The following is an 18,062-nucleotide window of genomic DNA, read 5'->3' as shown; positions in this document are numbered from 1 at the left end:
TCTCGCCAACATCGTTCTACCGGCCGGTAGTCGGGCGGCGAGGCCGGTCCGGAGTCCGCGTGGAGGTCCGCTTGAGTGGTGCACCGCCCCGGATCCCGTCCGGCCTGCGCGCCGGGCGGGCCGCGCTCGCCGTCGGCTTCCTGCTCCAGGGCACCGTCTTCGCCCTGTTGGTCACCTGCATCCCGGAGATCCAGCACCGGTACGGGCTGAGCGACGGGCTGCTGCCGGTCTTCCTGGCCGCGGTGCCGGTGCTGGCCGGGGTCGGTTCGATCGCCTCCGAGCAGGTGGTGAAGCGCACCGGCGCGCGGGCCGTGCTGCGGGTGGTCCAGCCCGCCGTCTGCCTCTCCCTGGCGGCCGCCGGGCTGGGCGGCACGCTGTGGCAACTCGCCCTGGCGCTCGGCGCGTTCGGCCTGCTGGTGGGCGCGCTGGACGCCAGCATGAACATGCTCGGGGTGGGGCTCCAGCACCGCTACGGCCGCTCCATCATGATCGGTTTCCACGCGGCGTTCAGCCTCGGCGGGATCCTCGGCGCGGCCCTGGCGGGCCTCGGCTCGCACTACGGCCTCGGGCTGCCGGTGCTGTTCGGCGCGGCCGCCGCGGTGATCGCCCCGCTCGCCCTGCTGACCGGTACCTTCTTCGCCGGCCCGGCCGAACTCGGCGACGCCGTCCGGGAGGCGGCCGAGGCCGCGGCCCGGTCCGTCCCCTGGCGTCCGCTGCTGCCGCTCTGCCTGGCGATGGCCTTCGCGTACATCGCGGACGCCTCGGTCTCCAACTACAGCGTCAAGTACCTCACCGACGGGCTGGGCAGCCCGGAGGACCTCGCCAAGCTCTCCTACCTCGGCTACATGGTCGCGATGCTGCTCGGCCGCGCGCTGGGCGACCGCGCGGTGCAGCGCTTCGGCGCCGTCCCGGTGGTCCGCGCCGGTGCCGCGCTGGCCGCGCTCGGCTTCGGGGCGGCCGCGGTCGCGCCCACCGCCTGGGCGGGCATCGCCGGCTTCACCGTGCTCGGCTTCGGCATCTGCGCGATCATCCCGCAGGTGTTCGCGGCCGGCGGCCGGCTCCTCCCGGCCGACTCGGACGCCGCGGTGGCCCGGCTCAACCTCTTCAACTACGTGGGTTTCCTGGTCGGTTCGCCGTTGGTCGGGGCGATCGCGGACGCGAGCTCGTACCGCTGGGCGCTGCTCGCCCCGATGCTGCTGGTGCTCGCCGTCCTGCCGCTGGCCGACCGCTTCGCCCCGGCGCCGGTGCGGGCGGCGGCCCCCGCCGTCGGGTGACGGCGGGGGCGGTCGACGGGGCGTGGGGTCAGCTGATCACGGTCTGGAGCTCGGGCAGCCCGTAGGTCCAGCCCTGGTCCTTGGCCGCGGTGGTGCCGCCCACCTGGCCGAACTCGTAGTAGACGTACGGCGCCCAGTTCAGCGTGTACGGAGCGGTGCCCCACGGCGGGGTGTCGGTGATCTTCACGGTGAGCGTGACGCTCTTCGTCGCCCCCGGCGCGATCGGCGCGTTGAAGTGGAAGTTGGCGCTGTTCCCGTTGGTCACGCAGTCGGTGGTGTCACCGGCGCAGCCGGTGATGGTGAACGCTCCGGCCTGGGTGTTGGCCGGCCAGGTCGGCTGGACGGACTCGTAGGCGAAGTAGATGGGGGCGTTCTCGGAGTTGGTGAGGGACAGGGTCAGGGTCAGCTGGTCTCCCGCCTTGGCCGTCGACTTGTCGACCGCGAACGCGGTGCCGCTGACCGCGGCGGAGGCCGGCTGGGCGGCGAAGAACACGCCGAATCCCAGGAATGCAGCGAGAATTACCCCAAGGCGTTGCACGCTGAATGGCTTCATGGCGGAGAGGATATGGAGCAGCGGAGCGTTTGTCTGCACCCCCTCGACACCCGCCTCCACAGCTGCCCCACAACTTCCGCGGCTTCGTCGCGCACCTGCCGTCCGGCGGTCCCCACGGGCATCGCCCCGGCGCCCTGGCGGCGGTCCGGCCGCCGTCACCCGCTACGGTGGAGGCCATGCCCGAAGCCGAGCGTGACATCCCCTGCGGCCTGCACCTCTTCTGGGACGAGGCGGTCACCGCCTACGACTTCGGCCCGGGCCACCCGATGGACCCGGCCCGGCTGGCCCTCACCATGCGCCTGGTCGAGGCGCTCGGACTGGACACCGCGCCCGGCGTGACCGTCCGCTCCGCGCCGCCTGCCGGCGAGTCCACCCTCCGGCTGGTGCACACCCGGGAGTACGTCGAGGCGGTCCGCGACGCCGCCGCCCACCCCGAGCGCACCGACCCGCTGCACGGCCTCGGCACCGACGACACCTGGTCCTTCCCGGCCATCCACTCGGCCTCCGCGCTGATCGCCGGCCAGTCCGTGGCGGCCGCCGAGGCGGTCTGGCGCGGCGAGACCCCGCACGCCGTCAACTTCACCGGCGGGCTGCACCACGCGATGCCCGGCAAGGCCTCCGGCTTCTGCATCTACAACGACCCGGCGCTGGCCATCGCCCGGCTGCTCGAACTCGGCGCCGAGCGGGTCGCCTACGTCGACGTGGACGTCCACCACGGCGACGGCGTCCAGGCGGCCTTCTGGAACGATCCCCGGGTGCTCACCGTCTCGCTGCACGAGCACCCCGCCACGCTCTTCCCGCAGAGCGGCTGGTCGATCGAGACCGGTGGCGAGGACGCCCCCGGCTCGGCCGCCAACCTGCCGCTGCCCGCGGGCACCGGCGACGCCGGCTGGCTGCGCGCGTTCCACGCCCTGGTGCCCGAACTGCTCGACGTCTTCCGGCCACAGGTCCTGGTCACCCAGCACGGCGCCGACACCCACCTGGAGGACCCGCTCGCCCACTTCGCCGTCACCGTGGACGCCCAGCGGATGGTCGCCGAGGCGCTGCACGACCTCGCCCACCGGTACGCCGGCGGCCGCTGGCTGGCGACCGGCGGGGGCGGCTACGCGGTGGTGGACGTCGTCCCGCGCACCTGGACCCACCTGGTCGCCACCGCCGCGGCCAGGCCCGTCGACCCGACCACCGAGACCCCCGAGTCCTGGCGCGCCGAGGTCTACCGCCGCACCCGCCGCCCGGCCCCGCTGCGGATGACCGACGGCGCCCGCCCGGTCTGGCGCGACTTCGACTCGGGTTACGATCCGGCCGACCGGCTCGATCAGGCCATCCTCGCCACCCGCCGGGCGGTGTTCCCCCAGCACGGGCTGCTGGCCTGAACCCGTCGCCCCGGCGGCGCCGCGCCCGGGCCGTGCGTACGCGGGGCGGTGCCATCCGCCGATCGGCTACGTACTGCAACAGTCCTATCTCTCACCGTACGAGGACTGCACTTCCCCTCTTCCCACTGGTACCACCCATAACTACTCTGGGGATACACGTGTGCCGGTGGAGTCACCGGAGGGGAAGCCGGTGCCTTGCACACGGGTAAGGGTCGGGTGATGGTCACATGAGTTCCGTCGAGCGCCCCCTTCAGGAAGTCGTCTTCCTGACCGTGGCGGAGGTCGCCGCGGTCATGCGGGTGTCGAAGATGACGGTGTACCGGTTGGTGCACAGCGGAGAGCTGCCGGCCATCCGGGTCGGACGGTCCTTCCGGGTGCCCCAGCAGGCGGTGCACGAGTACCTCAAGGAGTCCTACGTGCGGCTCGAGAGCGCGTAGCGGCGGCGCGCGGGCGCGGGTCCCACCCCGGTGGGGCCCGCACCCGTTCGCCGGGGATTTCCCCCGAGTTCTCCGGTTGCCGGGGGCGCGATTTACAGCCCCGGGCAACCGGAAGGTAGGCTAGGCCCTCACGTCAGTCGTATGGACTCCGTCTCTCACGGGCGAGAGTCTCAGTGAGCGAGGGTTGTTCCGTGGGCTCTGTCATCAAGAAGCGTCGCAAGCGTATGGCCAAGAAGAAGCACCGCAAGCTTCTGAAGAGGACCAGGGTCCAGCGTCGCAACAAGAAGTAACGCCTGAGCCTGCGCCTCGGCCCCGCCTCCGCGGGGGTCACCCGCGCACTCGCGTACAGCGGCGCAGGAAGAACTGATCGGCCCCGCCCTCGCGGGGTTCAGGCGTTCCACCGCCCGTCCAAGCCCTCCGCGGCCTGGGCGGGCGGTGTCGTTTCCCGGCCCGGTGGGGCGGCGCGGTACGGTGCACGCAGGCCGCTCGGGCCGAGGAACGGGGGTGCAGCACCGTGGGCGTGGTCGTGCTCGTCACCGGCGTGGCCCGCCATCTCGGTGCCCGCTTCGCCGCCGAGGTCCGCCGCCGCCCGGGCGTGGACCTGGTGGTCGGCGTGGACGTGCAGCCGCCCCGGCTGCCGCCCGAGGAGCCGGTCGGCCCGGCCGCCCCGTACCGCTTCCACCAGCTCGACCTGCGCCGTCCGGCGCTCTCCCGGGTGCTCGCCGAGCACCGGGTGGACACCGTGGTGCACCTCAGCGTCAGCGCCACCGGCCTGGGCTCCACCAACCGCTCCGCGGTGAAGGAGTCCAACGTGATCGGCACCATGCAGCTGCTCGGCGCCTGCCAGAAGGCCCCCGGGGTGCGCCGGCTGGTGGTGAAGTCCACCACCGGCGTGTACGGCTCGGCGCCCCGCGACCCGGCGGTGTTCAGCGAGCGGATGCAGCCCAAGAACCCGCCCGGCGGCGGCTTCGCCAAGGACGCGGCGGAGGTCGAGGGGTACGTGCGCGGCTTCGCCCGGCGCCGCCCGGACGTCGCGGTGACGGTGCTGCGCTTCGCCAACATCGTCGGCCCGGACACCGACACCCCGCTCAGCGAGTACTTCGCGCTGCCGGTGCTGCCGACCGTCCTCGGCTACGACCCGCGGCTGCAGTTCGTGCACGAGGACGACGCCGTCGCGGTGCTCTGCCGGGCCGCCGGCGAACCCGAGCCCGGCACCGTCAACACCGGGACCTTCAACGTGGCGGGGGACGGCGTCCTGCTGCTCTCCCAGTGCGCCCGCCGGCTCGGCCGGCCCACCCTGCCGCTGCTGCTGCCCGCGGTCAGCTGGATGGCCGTGCTGGCCCGGCAGACCCGGCTGGTGGACGTCTCGCCCGAGCAGCTGCGGCTGCTCACCCACGGCCGGGTGGTGGACACCTCGCGGCTGCGCGACACCTTCGGCTACCGCCCGGCGTTCAGCACCCCGGAGGCCTTCGCCGACTTCGCCGCCGCCCGGGGGCCGGGCCTGCTGCCGCCCGCGCGGCTGGCCGCCGTCGCCGACCGGCTGACCGCCCTGCTCGGCCCGGAAGGCGCCGCGCCCGTCGGGCCGCCCACCGGGCCGGACGCCGTACCGAACCGCCCCCGCCGACCGAGGAGCTGAACCCGCGATGAGTGCCGCAGCCGAGAACGCGCCGGGCGAGGCCAAGGTCATCCCGATCGAGTCCGCCCCCAGCTGGACCTCGCCCGAGGGGCCGAAACTGGCCGACCGGCTCGCCGACGCCGTCGGCGGGGCGCTGTCCGGCCCGCTCGGCCCGGCCGCCACCCGGCTGTTCGGCAAGGGCTGGGAGGGCCGCGCCGCCGAGCGCCTGGCCTTCCTGCGCCGCCGGGTGACCGGGGACTACGAGGTGGACGCGTTCGGCTTCGACCGGGAGCTTACCGAGGAGGTGCTGCTCTCGCTGCTGCGCCCGCTGGCCGAGAAGTACTTCCGGATCGACGTCCAGGGCGTGGAGAACATCCCGGCCGAGGGCGGCGCGCTGATCGTGGCCAACCACTCCGGGACGATCCCGCTGGACGCCCTGATGACCCAGGTGGTCATCCACGACCACCACCCCGCCCGGCGGCACCTGCGGATGCTCGCCGCCGACCTGGTCTTCGTGCTGCCCGGCGTCAACGAGCTGGCCCGCAAGGCCGGCCACACGCTGGCCTGCAACGAGGACGCCCAGGCCCTGCTGGAGCGCGGCGAGGTGGTCGGGGTCTGGCCGGAGGGCTTCAAGGGGATCGGCAAGCCGTTCTCCGAGCGCTACAAGCTCCAGCGCTTCGGCCGCGGCGGCTTCGTCGCCTCGGCGCTGCGGGCGGGGGTGCCGATCGTGCCCTGCTCGATCGTCGGCGCCGAGGAGACCTACCCGATGATCGGCAACGTGAAGACGCTGGCCCGGCTGCTGGGCCTGCCGTACGTGCCGGTCACCCCGACCTTCCCGTGGCTGGGCCCGCTCGGGATGCTGCCGCTGCCGACCAAGTGGACGATCCGCTTCGGCGAGCCGATCGCCACCGACGCCTACCCGGCGGAGGCGGCGGACGACCCGATGCTGGTCTTCGACCTGGCCGACGAGGTCCGCGAGACCATCCAGCACACCCTCTACCAGCTGCTGGTGCAGCGGCGTTCGGTGTTCTTCTGACGGCTGCCGTCCCGCTGCGCGGGTACGGCCCGCGGGTACGACCTGCGGGTACGGCGAGGGCCCGGCGGATATCGCACTCCGCCGGGCCCTCGCGGCCTGTGGTCAGCCGCCCAGGATGCGCAGCCCGGGCAGCAGGTCCGGGAGCAGCGGGGGCACCTCGACGCCCTGCGGCTGGGCCGCGTTCGGGGTGCTGGGCGTGGCCGACTGCGGTGCCTGCGGCGCGGCCGCGTCGGCGCTCGGCGAGGGCTTGGTGCCGGTGAGCCCGTTGGTGAGGCCGCCGACCAGGCCGTTGACGGCGTCCGGCGCGCTGCTGGGCAGGGTGTCCGGCAGGACGCCGCCCTTGCCGGAGGCGCCCGAGCCGGGGTTGGCCGGGGCGTGCTCGGTGGCACCGGGGCGGTTGCCGGCGGCGCCGGAGCCCGGGGCCTGGCCGCTGCCGGCCGTGCTGCCGGAGCCGGCGGCCGGGGAGCCGGCCGAAGGACCACCGGTCGAGTCGGACGAGCCGCCGCCCGCTCCGGAGCCGGCCGTGCCACCGCTCTGCGCGGAGGGCAGGACCAGGCGCAGGGGCGCGACGTCCTCGCTTATGTCGTCGAAGAGCCGGTTCACCAGGTCGGCCTGCCGGGTGAGCTGGACGGGCAGCCTGCCCTGCAGCTCGCTCCACCGGCCGTCCTCGTCGTGGGCGAAGCCGGCCAGCGCCCGCATCGGGTCGAGCGAGCCGTTGCTGCGGTAGACCGAGCGCAGCAGCTCCCGGCCCTTGAGGGCGTCGGCGTGCATGTCGTCCAGGGCGCGGCGGACCTGGTCGACGGTGGCCGGGCTGAGGGCGCCGGCCTGACCGGTGCGGCCGACCAGGGTCTTGGCCTCGCCGAGCCGGGTGGCGGCGTTGTCGAGCAGCAGCTCGCCGCGCTCGGAGTCGGAGCCCGCGAAGTCGAGCCGGAGCCCCTCCAGCCCGCGTTTGAGGCCGTACAGCGTGTCCCCGGGGAGGGCGTTGGAGCTGGCCGCGGCGGCGCCGGCCAGGCTGCCGACGGCGAGCCCGGCGACCAGCCCGCCGATCGCGAACCGGCGGCTCCAGCGGCCGCGCGGTGCGGTGCGGACCGCCCGGCGGCGGCGCTGGCGGGGCACCTGGGCACCCGTCCCGCCGGCGAAGGCCTGCTCGAACGCGGCCATCAGCTGGGCGCGTTGGACCGTGCGGACCTCCCGGTCCAGCGCCGGCCCGGGCAGCGCCCCCAGCGCGTCGGTCAGACCGACCAGTTCGGCCATCGCGACCGGCCCGGCGCCGGTGGCGGCGTCGTCCGATCCGGCGCCGGCCGCAGCGCGTTGCTCCGCCTGGTGGGCCTCCAGCACCTCGGCGAAGGCCTTCGCCCGCCGGTGCTCCAGCACGTTTGCCGTCACGGGCCACACCTCCCTTCGTCGTTGTCGACACCCCGGCCCGCCGGACGGTTGCCCCGGCTGGCCAAAGCCACTCCATCGGGTGATAGGCCGCAATTCGACTTGACCGTACGCCTGGTGGAGGCTTGCACGCTGGCCAACGAGCGGTACGGCTGGTCGGTTACGCACGGCTGATCATCGGACCTACCGTTCACCCTGACGTGTCGGCCGGGCGCGAACGGTGACGGCCGGCCGGGGCGTATGGGGCCGGTGCCGTCCGCGGCCCGGCTCATCGCGCGTCGGGCGGGAGCAGCCGGGCCAGGGTGCGGACGGCGCGGTACTGGAGCGTCTTGATGGCGCCCTCGTTCTTGCCCATGATCCTGGCCGTCTCGGCCACCGAGAGCCCCTGCAGGAAGCGCAGGGTGACGCACTCCTGCTGCTGCGGGTTGAGCCGGCGCACCGCTTCCAGCAGGGCGGCGTTGGAGAGCGACTCCAGCACCGACTCCTCCGGGCTGCGCTCGCACTCGTTGGAGTCGAGCATCTCGCCGGTGGTGACCTCCAGCCGGAAGCGGCTGGACTTGAAGTGGTCGGCGACCAGGTTGCGGGCGATGGTGACCAGCCAGGCGCCGAAGTCCCGGCCCTGCCAGGTGAAGGTGCCGATCCGGCGCAGGGCGCGCAGGAAGGTCTCGCTGGTGAGGTCCTCGGCGGTGGCCCGGCTGCCGACCCGGTAGTAGATGTACCGGTAGACGGTGTCCGCGTAGTGGTCGTAGAGCCGGCCGAAGGCCTCGCTCTCACCGGCCTGGGCCCGCTCGACCAGCTCCATGATCGGGTTGTGCTCGGACTCGTAGCCGGGGCTGGGCGCGGTCCGGGTGCGGCCCCGGCCGGCCCCGGCGCTGCCGGTGCGGCCGCGCGAGCCGGTGCCGGCCGAGCCGGCGGCGGTGGTGCGCAGCGCCAGGCCGACCGGTTGCGGCTGGCCGAACGATCCTCCAGCCAGGGAGAGTTGGGGGGAGGCGGCGAACTGGCTGCAGAGCAGGGTGCGCAACAGGTCCAGGCCGGTGGAGATCTGCCGCTCGGCGGTCGGCCGGCCGCGGAGGCCGGTGCGGGGGCGCAGGGGCGCGGACGACGGGCGGGAGGGTGCAGGCGCGTCGTTCCGGACGGGTGGGTACACGGGACTCCCAGAGGCAGAACTGTGGACGGATCACCTCCGCCTGCGCGGAGAGCACGTCCCGAAGCGTCCGTTCGAGCGGGACGCGTGGTGACGTGCATCCAGGAGAGAATAACGCTTTGTGCAATGACAGCTACACCGTGTGGTCGAAGTGGTCGTTTGGGATCCATTTGTTGTGCATGTTCGGCTGACATTGACCGGTGCTGTCATCGTTCATCCGGCTCAACGTGATCGAACGGGTGCCCAGGGTGACCAATTCGGCGGCCCGATGGGCGGTTTCCCAGCCTTGGGGCTCGGCAATCCCCGACTTTCCCGGCCTGGCGAACGATCAGAACCGGTCACCGGCCGACAAGTTCGCGCAATCGGTCCGGACTGTCGTGCGGTGAAGGGGAGTTCGCCCGTACGAGGGGCCAGGTCAGAGGCCTTGTTGACGCCCGCTCACTCTCCGGGGCGAGCCCGCCCGGACGGCCTTCCGGTGGCCTTCGGGCGGCCTCCGGCGGTCCTGGCGCGGGGAGTTGGGGCGCGGTGGGGTTCAGGCGCGGCGGCGCCGGTGCAGCGCCACCCCGGCCGCCGCCGCGCCGGCCAGCACCCCGAGCGCGGCCGCCGCCGGCAGCCCCACCCGGGCCGCCTTGCGCCCGGTCCGGAAGTCCCGCACCCGCCAGCCCTGGGCCCGGGCGTGGCGCCGCAGCGCACCGTCCGGGTTCACCACGTACGGGTGGCCGACCAGCGAGAGCATCGGGATGTCGTTGGCCGAGTCGCTGTAGGCGGCGCAGCGGTCGAGGTCGAGGCGTTCGCGCCGGGCGAGCGCGCGGACGGCGGCGGCCTTGGCCGGGCCGTGCAGCAGGTCGCCGACCAGCCGACCGGTGTACCGGCCGTCCCGGGCCTCGGCGACGGTGCCCAGCGCGCCGGTCATGCCGAGCCGCCGGGCGATGATCCGGGCCACCTCCAGCGGGGCGGCGGTGACCAGCCAGACCCGCTGGCCGGCGTCCAGGTGCATCTGGACCAGGGCGCGGGTGCCCGGCCAGATCTTGTCCGCCACCACGTCCTCGAAGATCTCCTCGCAGATCGCCTCCAGGTCGGCGGTGGGCTTGCCGGCCACGATGCCGAGGGCGGACTGCTTGGCGTCCGAGATGTGCTCCGGGTCCTCGGCGCCGTGCAGCCGGAACCAGGCCTGCTGCCAGGCGAAGCGGGCGATGTCGCGGCGGGTGAGGAAGCCGCGGCGGTAGAGGCCGACGCCGAGGTAGAAGATCGCGGCGCCGCGCAGGATGGTGTTGTCGCAGTCGAAGAAGGCGGCGGCGCGGGGGTCGTCCGGGTCCGGGGTGTGGTTCTCGGCCGGGGCCTTGGGGGCCTTGCCCGGCTTGGCCGCGGCCGGCGCGTCCGGCTCGGCGGCGGGCTCGGGCTCGGGCTCGGCCCGCAGCGCGGCCTCGGCCGCCTCGGCCGCGGCTTCGCCGGCCAGGGCGCTCCGCTCGCTGCTGGAACGCCTTGCCTGGGTGAGCCTTCGGAGCACGGCCATGTCATCGAGGATAGCCAGCCGGCCGCCCGCCGACCGTGACGGAGCCGTGCCCGCGAGGTGAACAGCTCCACCAGGTCAGGAGCACCCCGGAGGCGAACGGGCGAATCCCCGCCCCGAGCCGAAGGGGTGCGCCGGTACCGAAAGGGAGAAGCGAGGGAGCGACGTAGGAGCGAGGGAGCGCCGACCGTCGGCACCGGACCAGGAGCGCCCCGGAGGCGAGCGGGCGAATGACGGAGAATGGCCCGGTGACCCCACTGCTGCGACGTAAGAGCCCCAAGCCCGCGGACCGGACCGTGACCCTGGTCGGCAAGCCCGGCTGCCACCTGTGCGACGAGGCCCGCGAGGTGATCCTCCGGGTGACGGGCGACCTGGGGGCGTCCTTCGAGGAGCGGGACATCACCCAGGACGAGGAGCTGTACCGCCGCTACTGGGAGCAGATTCCGGTCACCCTGATCGACGGCCGCCAGCACGACTTCTGGCGGGTCGACGAGCGCCGGCTGCGCACCGCCCTCGGCGGCTGAGCGCGGCCCGAGAGCGGTCCGAGCGCGGCCTGACCGGGCGTTCGTCCGTACACCGACCCCCCGCCGATCGGCGGGGGCGGTTCGCCGAATCGTTGCCAAAGACACTCCGTTCCGGCGTCGGGCGGCCCCGGTTGGTCGGCTTACGATCGAACGCGTTTGCGCCCGAGGGGGGCTGAGCACACGAGGAGTGCGCCATGCTTCCCGGCCCGACCCCTGGGACGCCCCGAGCCCCGAAGGGGACCGGGGGCTTCGCCGTGGTGGACGTGGAGGCGACCGGCCGCAGCCCGTGGCGGCACCGGGTGGTCGAGGTCGCGGTGGTGCTGCTCGACGAGCGGCTCCGCCCCGAGGGGGAGTTCGCCACCCTGCTGGATCCGCTGGGCCCGGTCGGCCCGACCCACGTCCACCGGATACGCCAGAGCGACGTCGAGGGCGCCCCGCGCTTCCGCGAGATCGCCCCGCGGCTGCTGGAGCTGCTGGCCGGCCGGGTGCTGGTCGGCCACCACGTCAGCTGCGACCACGCCTTCCTGGACCGCGAGTTCGCCCGGATCGGGGTGCCGCTGCCGCCCGTCCCGCTGCTGTGCACGATGCGGCTGGCCCGCGCCCACCTGCCGGAGGCCCGTGGCCAGGGCCTGGCGGCCTGCGCGGACGCGGCGGGCCTGGGCTGGTACCCGGCGCACACCGCGCTGGGCGACGCCCGGGTGACCGCCGAGCTGCTGCGGCACTGCCTGGACGCCCCGTCCTGCCCGCCGGACGACTGGACCGGCCCGCTGCGCGAGGCCGCCCGGGTGCCCTGGCCCCGGCTGGGCCGGGCCCGCTCCCGCCCGTCCGGCGCCGCCGTGCCGCTGCTGCGCAGGGAGGCTCCGTACGGCCCCTGGCTGCCCGGTTCCCAGGCCCCGGAGGTCGTGCTGACCCAGTCCGGTGCTATGGGTTCGATGGCGTGATGCGCATCACTGTGCGGGGACAAAACGGACACCATCTTTGTGCACACGTTCACAAACGCATAGCCTGGCTGCCAAAGCCCAGCTTCACCCACAGGAGCACCGTGGCAATCGGCCGATCACCACAGAGCAGTTCGCAGACGCCCGACCAGGGCGCCGCGCGCCGACCCTCGCGTGCCCGGGGCATCCCGGAGGCGACCGTCGCCCGCCTGCCCCTCTATCTGCGGGCCCTCACCGCGCTCTCCGAGCGCTCGGTGCCGACCGTCTCCTCCGAGGAGCTGGCCGCCGCGGCCGGCGTGAACTCGGCCAAGCTGCGCAAGGACTTCTCCTACCTCGGCTCGTACGGCACCCGCGGCGTCGGCTACGACGTCGAGTACCTCGTCTACCAGATCTCCCGCGAGCTCGGCCTGACCCAGGACTGGCCGGTCGTCATCGTCGGCATCGGGAACCTCGGCCACGCGCTCGCCAACTACGGCGGGTTCGCCTCCCGCGGCTTCCGGGTCGCCGCCCTGTTGGACGCCGACCCCAACGTGGTCGGTTCCACCGCGGCCGGACTGCCGGTGCGGCACATGGACGAGCTGGAGTCGATCGTCGAGAGCCAGCACGTCTCCATCGGCGTGATCACCACCCCGCCCGGTGCCGCCCAGCAGGTCTGCGACCGGCTGGTCGAGGCCGGTGTCACCAGCATCCTGAACTTCGCCCCGACCGTGCTGACCGTCCCGGACGGCGTGGACGTGCGCAAGGTGGACCTCTCCATCGAGCTCCAGATCCTGGCCTTCCACGAGCAGCGCAAGGCCGGCGAGGAGCCGGACGACCGCGCCGAGTCGGTGCTGGACCGGGCGCCCGGTCCGGTCCGGGCGGCGGCCGCCAAGCTGCGCCGCGCGGCCGGCGGCAGCGGCAAGGGCCGGAGCGCCGCGGACCCGGCGGCCAAGGACCAGGCCGCCGAGCAGGCCAGGGGCAAGTCCGCCAAGGGCGGCGACGGGGATCTCTCCGCGGTGATGCCCGCATGAACACCGAGAGCTGTGGGGGACGGGCATGAGCCTTCTCGTCGTCGGGCTGAGCCATCGCACGGCCCCGGTCGGAGTGCTGGAACGCGCCGCGCTGACCGGTGACGTGCCGACCCGTCTGCTGCACGACGCCGCCGCCACCGCGACGGTCGGCGAGGCCGCGCTGCTGAACACCTGCAACCGGATCGAGCTGTACGCGGACGTGGACAAGTTCCACGCCGGCGTCGCCGAGCTGTCCCTGCTGCTGGCCCACCACAGCGGGGTGGACCTGGAGGAACTGACCTCCCACCTGTACGTCCACTACGAGGACCGCGCCGTCCACCACCTCTTCTCGGTGGCCTGCGGCCTGGACTCGATGGTCGTCGGCGAGGGCCAGATCCTCGGCCAGCTGCGCGACGCGCTGGCCAAGGCCCAGGAGGAGCACACCGCCGGGCGCGGCCTGAACGAGCTGTTCCAGCAGGCGCTGCGGGTCGGCAAGCGGGCGCACAGCGAGACCGGTATCGACAAGGCCGGCCAGTCGCTGGTCACCTTCGGCCTGGAGCAGGTCGCGGCGGGCGCGGGCGAGATCGCCGGCAAGCGCGCGCTGGTGGTCGGCGCCGGCTCGATGAGCTCGCTGGCCGCCGCCACCCTGGTCCGCTCCGGCGTGACCGACCTGCTGATCGCCAACCGGACCCCGGCCCGCGCCGAGCGGCTGGTGGAGATCCTCGGCCCGGACGTGGCCCGCGTGCTGGACCTCGCCAAGGTGCCCGAGGCGCTGGCCGACGTGGACCTGGTGATCTCCTGCACCGGCGCGGCCGGCGTGGTGGTCAAGGCCGAGGACGTCGCGGCCGCGGTGGCCTCCCGCACGTCGGACCAGCCGCCGCTCGCCCTGCTCGACCTGGCCATGCCGCGCGACGTCGACCACGCCGTGCACGAGCTGCCCGGCGCCCTGCTGGTCGACCTGGAGAGCCTCTCCCACGCGCACGCCGCCAGCCCCGGCGCCGGCGACGTCGACCAGGTCACCCGGATCGTCTCCGACGAGGTGACCGCCTTCGGCGCCGCCCAGCGGGCCGCCTGGATCGCGCCGACCGTGGTCGCGCTGCGCTCGATGGCCTCCGACGTGGTCGCCGCCGAGCTCGGCCGGCTGGAGTCCCGGCTGCCGGACCTGGACGAGCGCTCGCGCGCGGAGATCACCCAGACCGTCCGCCGCGTCGTCGACAAGCTGCTGCACGCCCCGACCGTCCGGGTGAAGCAGCTGGCCGCCGAGCCCGGCGGCGCCTCCTACGCGGAGGCGCTGCGGGAACTGTTCGACCTCGACCCGGCGGCCGTGCACGCCGTGTCGGGCACGCCCGTCGGCGGCGCGCCCCAGCCCTCGGCCGGGAGCGCCAGATGAACCGTCAGCCATCCCACGAGTACCACCGGGACGATCACCTCATGAATGGTCAACCGATCACGGAGCAGCCCGCGGCCCCCACGGCCCTGCGGCTCGGCACCCGGCGCAGCGCCCTCGCCATGGCGCAGTCGGGCATGGTGGCCCGCGAGGTGACCAGGGTCACCGGGCGCCCCGTCGAGCTGGTCGAGATCACCACCTACGGCGACACCTCCCGGGAGTCGCTGGCGCAGATCGGCGGCACCGGGGTGTTCGTCTCCGCGCTGCGCGACGCGCTGCTGGAGGGCCGGATCGACTTCGCCGTGCACTCGCTCAAGGACCTGCCCACCGCCGCCCCCGCGGGCCTGGTGCTGGCCGCCGTCCCCGAGCGCGAGGACGTCCGGGACGCCCTGGTCGCGGTCGAGGGCCTGGGCCTGGACGAGCTGGTGGAGAAGCTGGCCGGGGCCGGCCGCCCGGCCCGGATCGGCACCGGCTCGCCCCGCCGGATGGCGCAGCTGAACGCCTGGGCCGGCGCTCGCGGCGCCCAGCTGGAGACCGTCGCGATCCGCGGCAACGTGGACACCCGGATCGGCTACGTGGCCGCCGGCGAGCTGGACGCGGTGGTGCTGGCGACGGCCGGCCTGAACCGGCTCGGCCGCAGCGCCGAGATATCCCAGCACCTCGACACCGAGGTGATGATCCCGGCTCCCGGCCAGGGCGCGCTCGCGATCGAGTGCACCGCCGCCGACACCGCTCTGATCACCGCGCTCGCGGCCCTGGACCACGCCCCCACCCGGGTCGCCGTGGCCGCCGAGCGCGCCCTGCTGGCCACCCTGGAGGCCGGCTGCTCGGCGCCGGTGGCCGCACTGGCCACCTGGGGCCGGGAGAACGAACTGCGGCTGGACGGCGTGGTCGGCGACCCCGACGGCACCGCCCTGCTGAAGATGTCCGCCAACGGTCCGATCGTCCTCGACGAGACCGCCGAGCAGCAGGCGGCGGCCCTCGGCCGCGCGCTGGCTGACCGGCTGCTCGCCGGGGGCGCGGCCACCCTGATGGGGGAGCGAGCCCGATGAGCGAGCGAAGCGAGCGAGTCATGAAGAGCTGCGCGTTTCGCGAAGAGACCGCCGAGCGCAGCGAGGTGGGCGCATGAGCCCCACCGCCGCCACCGACGCCCTGTTCCCGGTGGGACAGCCCGCCACCGGGCGGTGCACCTTCCTGGGCGCGGGCCCCGGGGACCCGGGCCTGCTGACCCTGCGCGCGGTCGAGGTGCTGTCCACCGCCGACGTGCTGGTCGCCGACCCGCTGACCGCCGCCGCCGTGCGCAGCCACTGTCCGGCCGGCGTGCAGGTGCACGCCCCGGCCGCCGAGGGCGCCGACTTCGACCTGGCCAAGCTGGTCGCCGAGGCCGTCCGCTCCGGCAAGCACGTGGTCCGCACCGTCGACGGCGACCCCGGCCTGGACGGCTGCGCCGCGGAGGAGATGCTCAGCTGCGCGGGCGACGGGATCCCGTTCGAGGTGATCCCGGGCGTCGCCCAGTCGGTCGGCGTCCCGGCGTACGCGGGCGTCCCGCTGCGCGCCGGCTCCGGTACGGACGTGCGCTTCGTGGACGGCGCCGCGCTGCTGGCCGGCCGTCCGGTGGACCTGGGGGCTCCGGAGACCACCCTGGTGGTCCGCACCACCCTGGGCCAGCTGCCCGCCACCGCCGCCGCGCTGGTCGCGGGCGGCCGCAAGCCGGAGTCGGCGCTGAGCGCCACGCTCTCCGGCACCACCACCCGCCAGCGGACCTTCACCTCCACCCTGTCCGGCATCGCGGCCGACCTGAAGGCCGCCCGGGTGCTGCCCTCGCCGGTCTCCGCCCCGGTCGACCCGGCCACCTCGGTGATAGCCGTGGTGGGCGAGCAGGTCGCCCACCGGGCCTCGCACTCGTGGTTCGAGACCAAGCCGCTGTTCGGCTGGAACGTCCTCGTGCCGCGCACCAAGGAGCAGGCCACCGGCCTGTCCGAGCAACTGCGCTCCTACGGCGCGGTGCCGCAGGAGGTGCCGACCATCGCGGTCGAGCCGCCGCGCACCCCGCAGCAGATGGAGCGGGCCATCAAGGGCCTGGTCACCGGCCGCTACGAGTGGATCGCCTTCACCTCGGTGAACGCGGTGCGCGCCGTCCGGGAGAAGTTCGAGGAGTACGGCCTGGACGCCCGCGCGTTCGCCGGGATCAAGGTCGCGGCGGTCGGCGAGACCACCGCGCAGGCGCTGGTCGACTTCGGCGTGAAGCCGGACCTGGTGCCCTCCGGCGAGCAGTCCGCGGCCGGCCTGCTGGAGGACTGGCCGCCGTACGACCCGGTCTTCGACCCGATCGACCGGGTGCTGCTGCCGCGCGCCGACATCGCCACCGAGACCCTGGTGGCCGGCTTGGTCGAGCTCGGCTGGGAGGTCGACGACGTGACGGCGTACCGGACGGTGCGCGCCTCGCCGCCGCCGGCCGAGACCCGCGAGGCGATCAAGGGCGGCGGCTTCGACGCGGTGCTGTTCACCTCGTCCTCGACCGTCCGGAACCTGGTCGGCATCGCGGGCAAGCCGCACAACGTCACGGTCATCGCCTGCATCGGCCCGGCCACCGCCAAGACCGCCGAGGAGCACGGCCTGCGGGTCGACGTGATGGCCCCGGCGCCGTCGGCGGCCGCGCTGGCCCAGGCGCTGGCAGACTTCGGGGCCAAGCGCCGCGACACCGCGACGGCCGCCGGTGAGCCGGTCTACCGGCCCAGCGAGCGCCGCCCGGGTTCGCGCCGCAAGGCCCGCTGACACCCCTCACGACCGGGGGCGGCCGACCGTCGCCCCCGGCACTGCACAACCGTTCGGAGAGAGAAGCCGTGTCCGCTGAATTCCCGTACGTACGCCCCCGCCGGCTGCGCCAGAGCCCGGCGATGCGGCGCCTGGTGGCCGAGACCCGGCTGCACCCGGCGGAGCTGATCCTGCCGCTGTTCGTCCGCGAGGGCGTCAGCGAGCCCGTCCCGGTGACGTCGATGCCGGGCGTGGTCCAGCACACCCGGGACACCCTGCGCAAGGCCGCGGTGGAGGCGGCCGAGGCGGGCCTGGGCGGCCTCATGCTGTTCGGTGTCCCGGAGGTCCAGGACGCCGTCGGGAGCGAGGGCACCAACCCGGACGGCATCCTCCAGCAGGCGATCCGGGACGTGGTCTCCGAGGTCGGCGACTCCCTGGTGGTCATGTCGGACCTCTGCCTGGACGAGTACACCGACCACGGCCACTGCGGCGTGCTGGCCGCCGACGGCAGCGTGGACAACGACGCCACCCTGGAGCGCTACGCCGAGATGGCCCGGGTGCAGGCCGACGCCGGCGTCCACCTGGTCGGCCCGTCCGGCATGATGGACGGCCAGATCGCCGTGATCCGGCGGGCGCTGGACGAGGCCGGGCACCAGGACGTGGGCATCCTCGCCTACACCGCCAAGTACGCCTCGGCCTTCTACGGCCCGTTCCGCGAGGCCGTCGGCTCCTCGCTCAAGGGCGACCGCAAGACCTACCAGCAGGACCCGGCCAACGCCCGCGAGTCGCTGCGCGAGCTGGCGCAGGACCTCGCCGAGGGCGCGGACATGGTGATGGTCAAGCCCGCCATGTCCTACCTGGACGTCCTGCGCCAGGTCGCCGACGCCTCCCCGGTGCCGGTCTCCGCGTACCAGGTGTCCGGCGAGTACGCGATGGTCGAGGCGGCCGCCGCGAACGGCTGGATCGACCGGGAGCGGATGATCATGGAGACGCTCACCTCGATCCGCCGCGCGGGCGCCGAGCAGATCCTCACCTACTGGGCCCTCGAAGCCGCCGCCATGCTGAAGTAGCGGACACCGCACGGCAGAAGGCCGGGCGGCGGCCCGCGGGGGGCGCCCCGCCGCAGCGGAGACCGGAGAAGGCCC

The 18,062-nt window shown here is 74.2% G+C and carries 18 protein-coding genes; 14 read left to right on the top strand and 4 right to left on the bottom strand.

What is annotated here, in order from left to right; translation table 11 throughout:
• The first annotated feature begins 71 nt into the window (after positions 1–71).
• Positions 72–1,274 (top strand): MFS transporter, encoded by a 1,203-nt coding sequence (locus ABZW03_RS00505; protein ID WP_355249922.1) that lies wholly within the window; start codon positions 72–74, stop codon positions 1,272–1,274.
• A 28-nt stretch (positions 1,275–1,302) separates the two neighbouring features.
• Here ABZW03_RS00505 and ABZW03_RS00500 read toward each other — a convergent pair whose 3' ends face one another.
• The gene (locus tag ABZW03_RS00500) at positions 1,303–1,767 is read right to left on the bottom strand and encodes a hypothetical protein (protein ID WP_355249920.1); all 465 of its coding nucleotides are present in this window, start codon (positions 1,765–1,767) and stop codon (positions 1,303–1,305) included.
• 236 nt (positions 1,768–2,003) lie between these two features.
• Here ABZW03_RS00500 and ABZW03_RS00495 point away from each other — a divergent pair, with 236 nt between their 5' ends.
• The 5 genes from ABZW03_RS00495 to ABZW03_RS00475 all read left to right on the top strand — a co-directional run bounded on the left by ABZW03_RS00495 (position 2,004) and on the right by ABZW03_RS00475 (position 6,288).
• Positions 2,004–3,200: an acetoin utilization protein AcuC gene (locus ABZW03_RS00495; RefSeq protein ID WP_355249918.1), complete on the top strand. Its 1,197-nt coding sequence runs from the start codon at positions 2,004–2,006 to the stop codon at positions 3,198–3,200.
• A 227-nt stretch (positions 3,201–3,427) separates the two neighbouring features.
• Positions 3,428–3,637 (top strand): helix-turn-helix domain-containing protein, encoded by a 210-nt coding sequence (locus tag ABZW03_RS00490; protein WP_045699258.1) that lies wholly within the window; start codon positions 3,428–3,430, stop codon positions 3,635–3,637.
• A 191-nt stretch (positions 3,638–3,828) separates the two neighbouring features.
• Positions 3,829–3,927 (top strand): AURKAIP1/COX24 domain-containing protein, encoded by a 99-nt coding sequence (locus ABZW03_RS00485; protein WP_003948845.1) that lies wholly within the window; start codon positions 3,829–3,831, stop codon positions 3,925–3,927.
• A 224-nt stretch (positions 3,928–4,151) separates the two neighbouring features.
• Entirely contained in the window at positions 4,152–5,273 is a 1,122-nt protein-coding gene (locus ABZW03_RS00480; protein WP_355249916.1) for an NAD-dependent epimerase/dehydratase family protein, read from the top strand.
• A gap of 7 nt (positions 5,274–5,280) precedes the next feature.
• Positions 5,281–6,288, top strand: coding sequence for a lysophospholipid acyltransferase family protein (locus tag ABZW03_RS00475; protein ID WP_355249914.1), 1,008 nt, complete (start codon positions 5,281–5,283; stop codon positions 6,286–6,288).
• 102 nt (positions 6,289–6,390) lie between these two features.
• On the opposite strand, the gene ABZW03_RS00470 is transcribed toward ABZW03_RS00475, so the two are convergent.
• Positions 6,391–7,674, bottom strand: coding sequence for a DUF5667 domain-containing protein (locus ABZW03_RS00470; RefSeq protein ID WP_355249912.1), 1,284 nt, complete (start codon positions 7,672–7,674; stop codon positions 6,391–6,393).
• 265 nt (positions 7,675–7,939) lie between these two features.
• A complete protein-coding gene (locus tag ABZW03_RS00465) occupies positions 7,940–8,713 on the bottom strand; it encodes an ECF subfamily RNA polymerase sigma factor, BldN family (RefSeq protein WP_355249998.1) in 774 nt (257 codons plus the stop codon).
• 302 nt (positions 8,714–9,015) lie between these two features.
• Here ABZW03_RS00465 and ABZW03_RS00460 point away from each other — a divergent pair, with 302 nt between their 5' ends.
• On the top strand, positions 9,016–9,201 hold the full coding sequence (locus ABZW03_RS00460; RefSeq protein ID WP_355249910.1) for a hypothetical protein: 186 nt from the start codon (positions 9,016–9,018) through the stop codon (positions 9,199–9,201).
• Positions 9,202–9,347: 146 nt separating this feature from the next.
• Here the strand turns inward: ABZW03_RS00460 and ABZW03_RS00455 are convergent, their stop codons facing one another.
• Positions 9,348–10,328 (bottom strand): HAD-IB family hydrolase, encoded by a 981-nt coding sequence (locus tag ABZW03_RS00455; protein WP_355249908.1) that lies wholly within the window; start codon positions 10,326–10,328, stop codon positions 9,348–9,350.
• A 227-nt stretch (positions 10,329–10,555) separates the two neighbouring features.
• Between ABZW03_RS00455 and ABZW03_RS00450 the strand changes: the two genes are divergently transcribed.
• From ABZW03_RS00450 to hemB, 7 genes are all read left to right on the top strand, one after another.
• Positions 10,556–10,849 (top strand): glutaredoxin family protein, encoded by a 294-nt coding sequence (locus ABZW03_RS00450; protein ID WP_355249906.1) that lies wholly within the window; start codon positions 10,556–10,558, stop codon positions 10,847–10,849.
• Between the two features lie 194 nt (positions 10,850–11,043).
• Positions 11,044–11,790: a 3'-5' exonuclease gene (locus tag ABZW03_RS00445; protein ID WP_355249904.1), complete on the top strand. Its 747-nt coding sequence runs from the start codon at positions 11,044–11,046 to the stop codon at positions 11,788–11,790.
• A gap of 101 nt (positions 11,791–11,891) precedes the next feature.
• A complete protein-coding gene (locus ABZW03_RS00440) occupies positions 11,892–12,797 on the top strand; it encodes a redox-sensing transcriptional repressor Rex (RefSeq protein ID WP_355249902.1) in 906 nt (301 codons plus the stop codon).
• Positions 12,798–12,822: 25 nt separating this feature from the next.
• Complete coding sequence (locus ABZW03_RS00435) at positions 12,823–14,166, top strand: glutamyl-tRNA reductase (RefSeq protein WP_355249900.1); 1,344 nt, start codon at positions 12,823–12,825, stop codon at positions 14,164–14,166.
• Positions 14,167–14,207: 41 nt separating this feature from the next.
• Complete coding sequence (hemC, locus tag ABZW03_RS00430; RefSeq protein WP_355249898.1) at positions 14,208–15,215, top strand: hydroxymethylbilane synthase; 1,008 nt, start codon at positions 14,208–14,210, stop codon at positions 15,213–15,215.
• 73 nt (positions 15,216–15,288) lie between these two features.
• Complete coding sequence (locus tag ABZW03_RS00425) at positions 15,289–16,938, top strand: bifunctional uroporphyrinogen-III C-methyltransferase/uroporphyrinogen-III synthase (protein WP_355249896.1); 1,650 nt, start codon at positions 15,289–15,291, stop codon at positions 16,936–16,938.
• A gap of 68 nt (positions 16,939–17,006) precedes the next feature.
• Positions 17,007–17,987 (top strand): porphobilinogen synthase, encoded by a 981-nt coding sequence (gene hemB / locus ABZW03_RS00420; protein WP_355249894.1) that lies wholly within the window; start codon positions 17,007–17,009, stop codon positions 17,985–17,987.
• The last annotated feature ends 75 nt before the right edge of the window (positions 17,988–18,062 follow it).

It is taken from the genome of Kitasatospora sp. NPDC004799, assembly GCF_040609095.1.
GTDB lineage: Bacteria > Actinomycetota > Actinomycetes > Streptomycetales > Streptomycetaceae > Kitasatospora.
The sequence above is the reverse complement of the archived record's forward strand: the minus strand, read 5'-3'. Positions and strand labels throughout refer to the sequence as shown.

Coding starts and splice junctions, on each gene's coding strand:
- ABZW03_RS00495 (WP_355249918.1), top strand. CDS start 2,004: ATGCCCGAAGCCGAGCGTGACATCCCCTGCGGCCTGCACCTCTTCTGG.
- ABZW03_RS00490 (WP_045699258.1), top strand. CDS start 3,428: ATGAGTTCCGTCGAGCGCCCCCTTCAGGAAGTCGTCTTCCTGACCGTG.
- ABZW03_RS00475 (WP_355249914.1), top strand. CDS start 5,281: ATGAGTGCCGCAGCCGAGAACGCGCCGGGCGAGGCCAAGGTCATCCCG.
- ABZW03_RS00455 (WP_355249908.1), bottom strand. CDS start 10,328: ATGGCCGTGCTCCGAAGGCTCACCCAGGCAAGGCGTTCCAGCAGCGAG.
- ABZW03_RS00450 (WP_355249906.1), top strand. CDS start 10,556: ATGACGGAGAATGGCCCGGTGACCCCACTGCTGCGACGTAAGAGCCCC.
- ABZW03_RS00445 (WP_355249904.1), top strand. CDS start 11,044: ATGCTTCCCGGCCCGACCCCTGGGACGCCCCGAGCCCCGAAGGGGACC.
- ABZW03_RS00435 (WP_355249900.1), top strand. CDS start 12,823: ATGAGCCTTCTCGTCGTCGGGCTGAGCCATCGCACGGCCCCGGTCGGA.
- hemC (WP_355249898.1), top strand. CDS start 14,208: ATGAATGGTCAACCGATCACGGAGCAGCCCGCGGCCCCCACGGCCCTG.
- ABZW03_RS00425 (WP_355249896.1), top strand. CDS start 15,289: ATGAGCCCCACCGCCGCCACCGACGCCCTGTTCCCGGTGGGACAGCCC.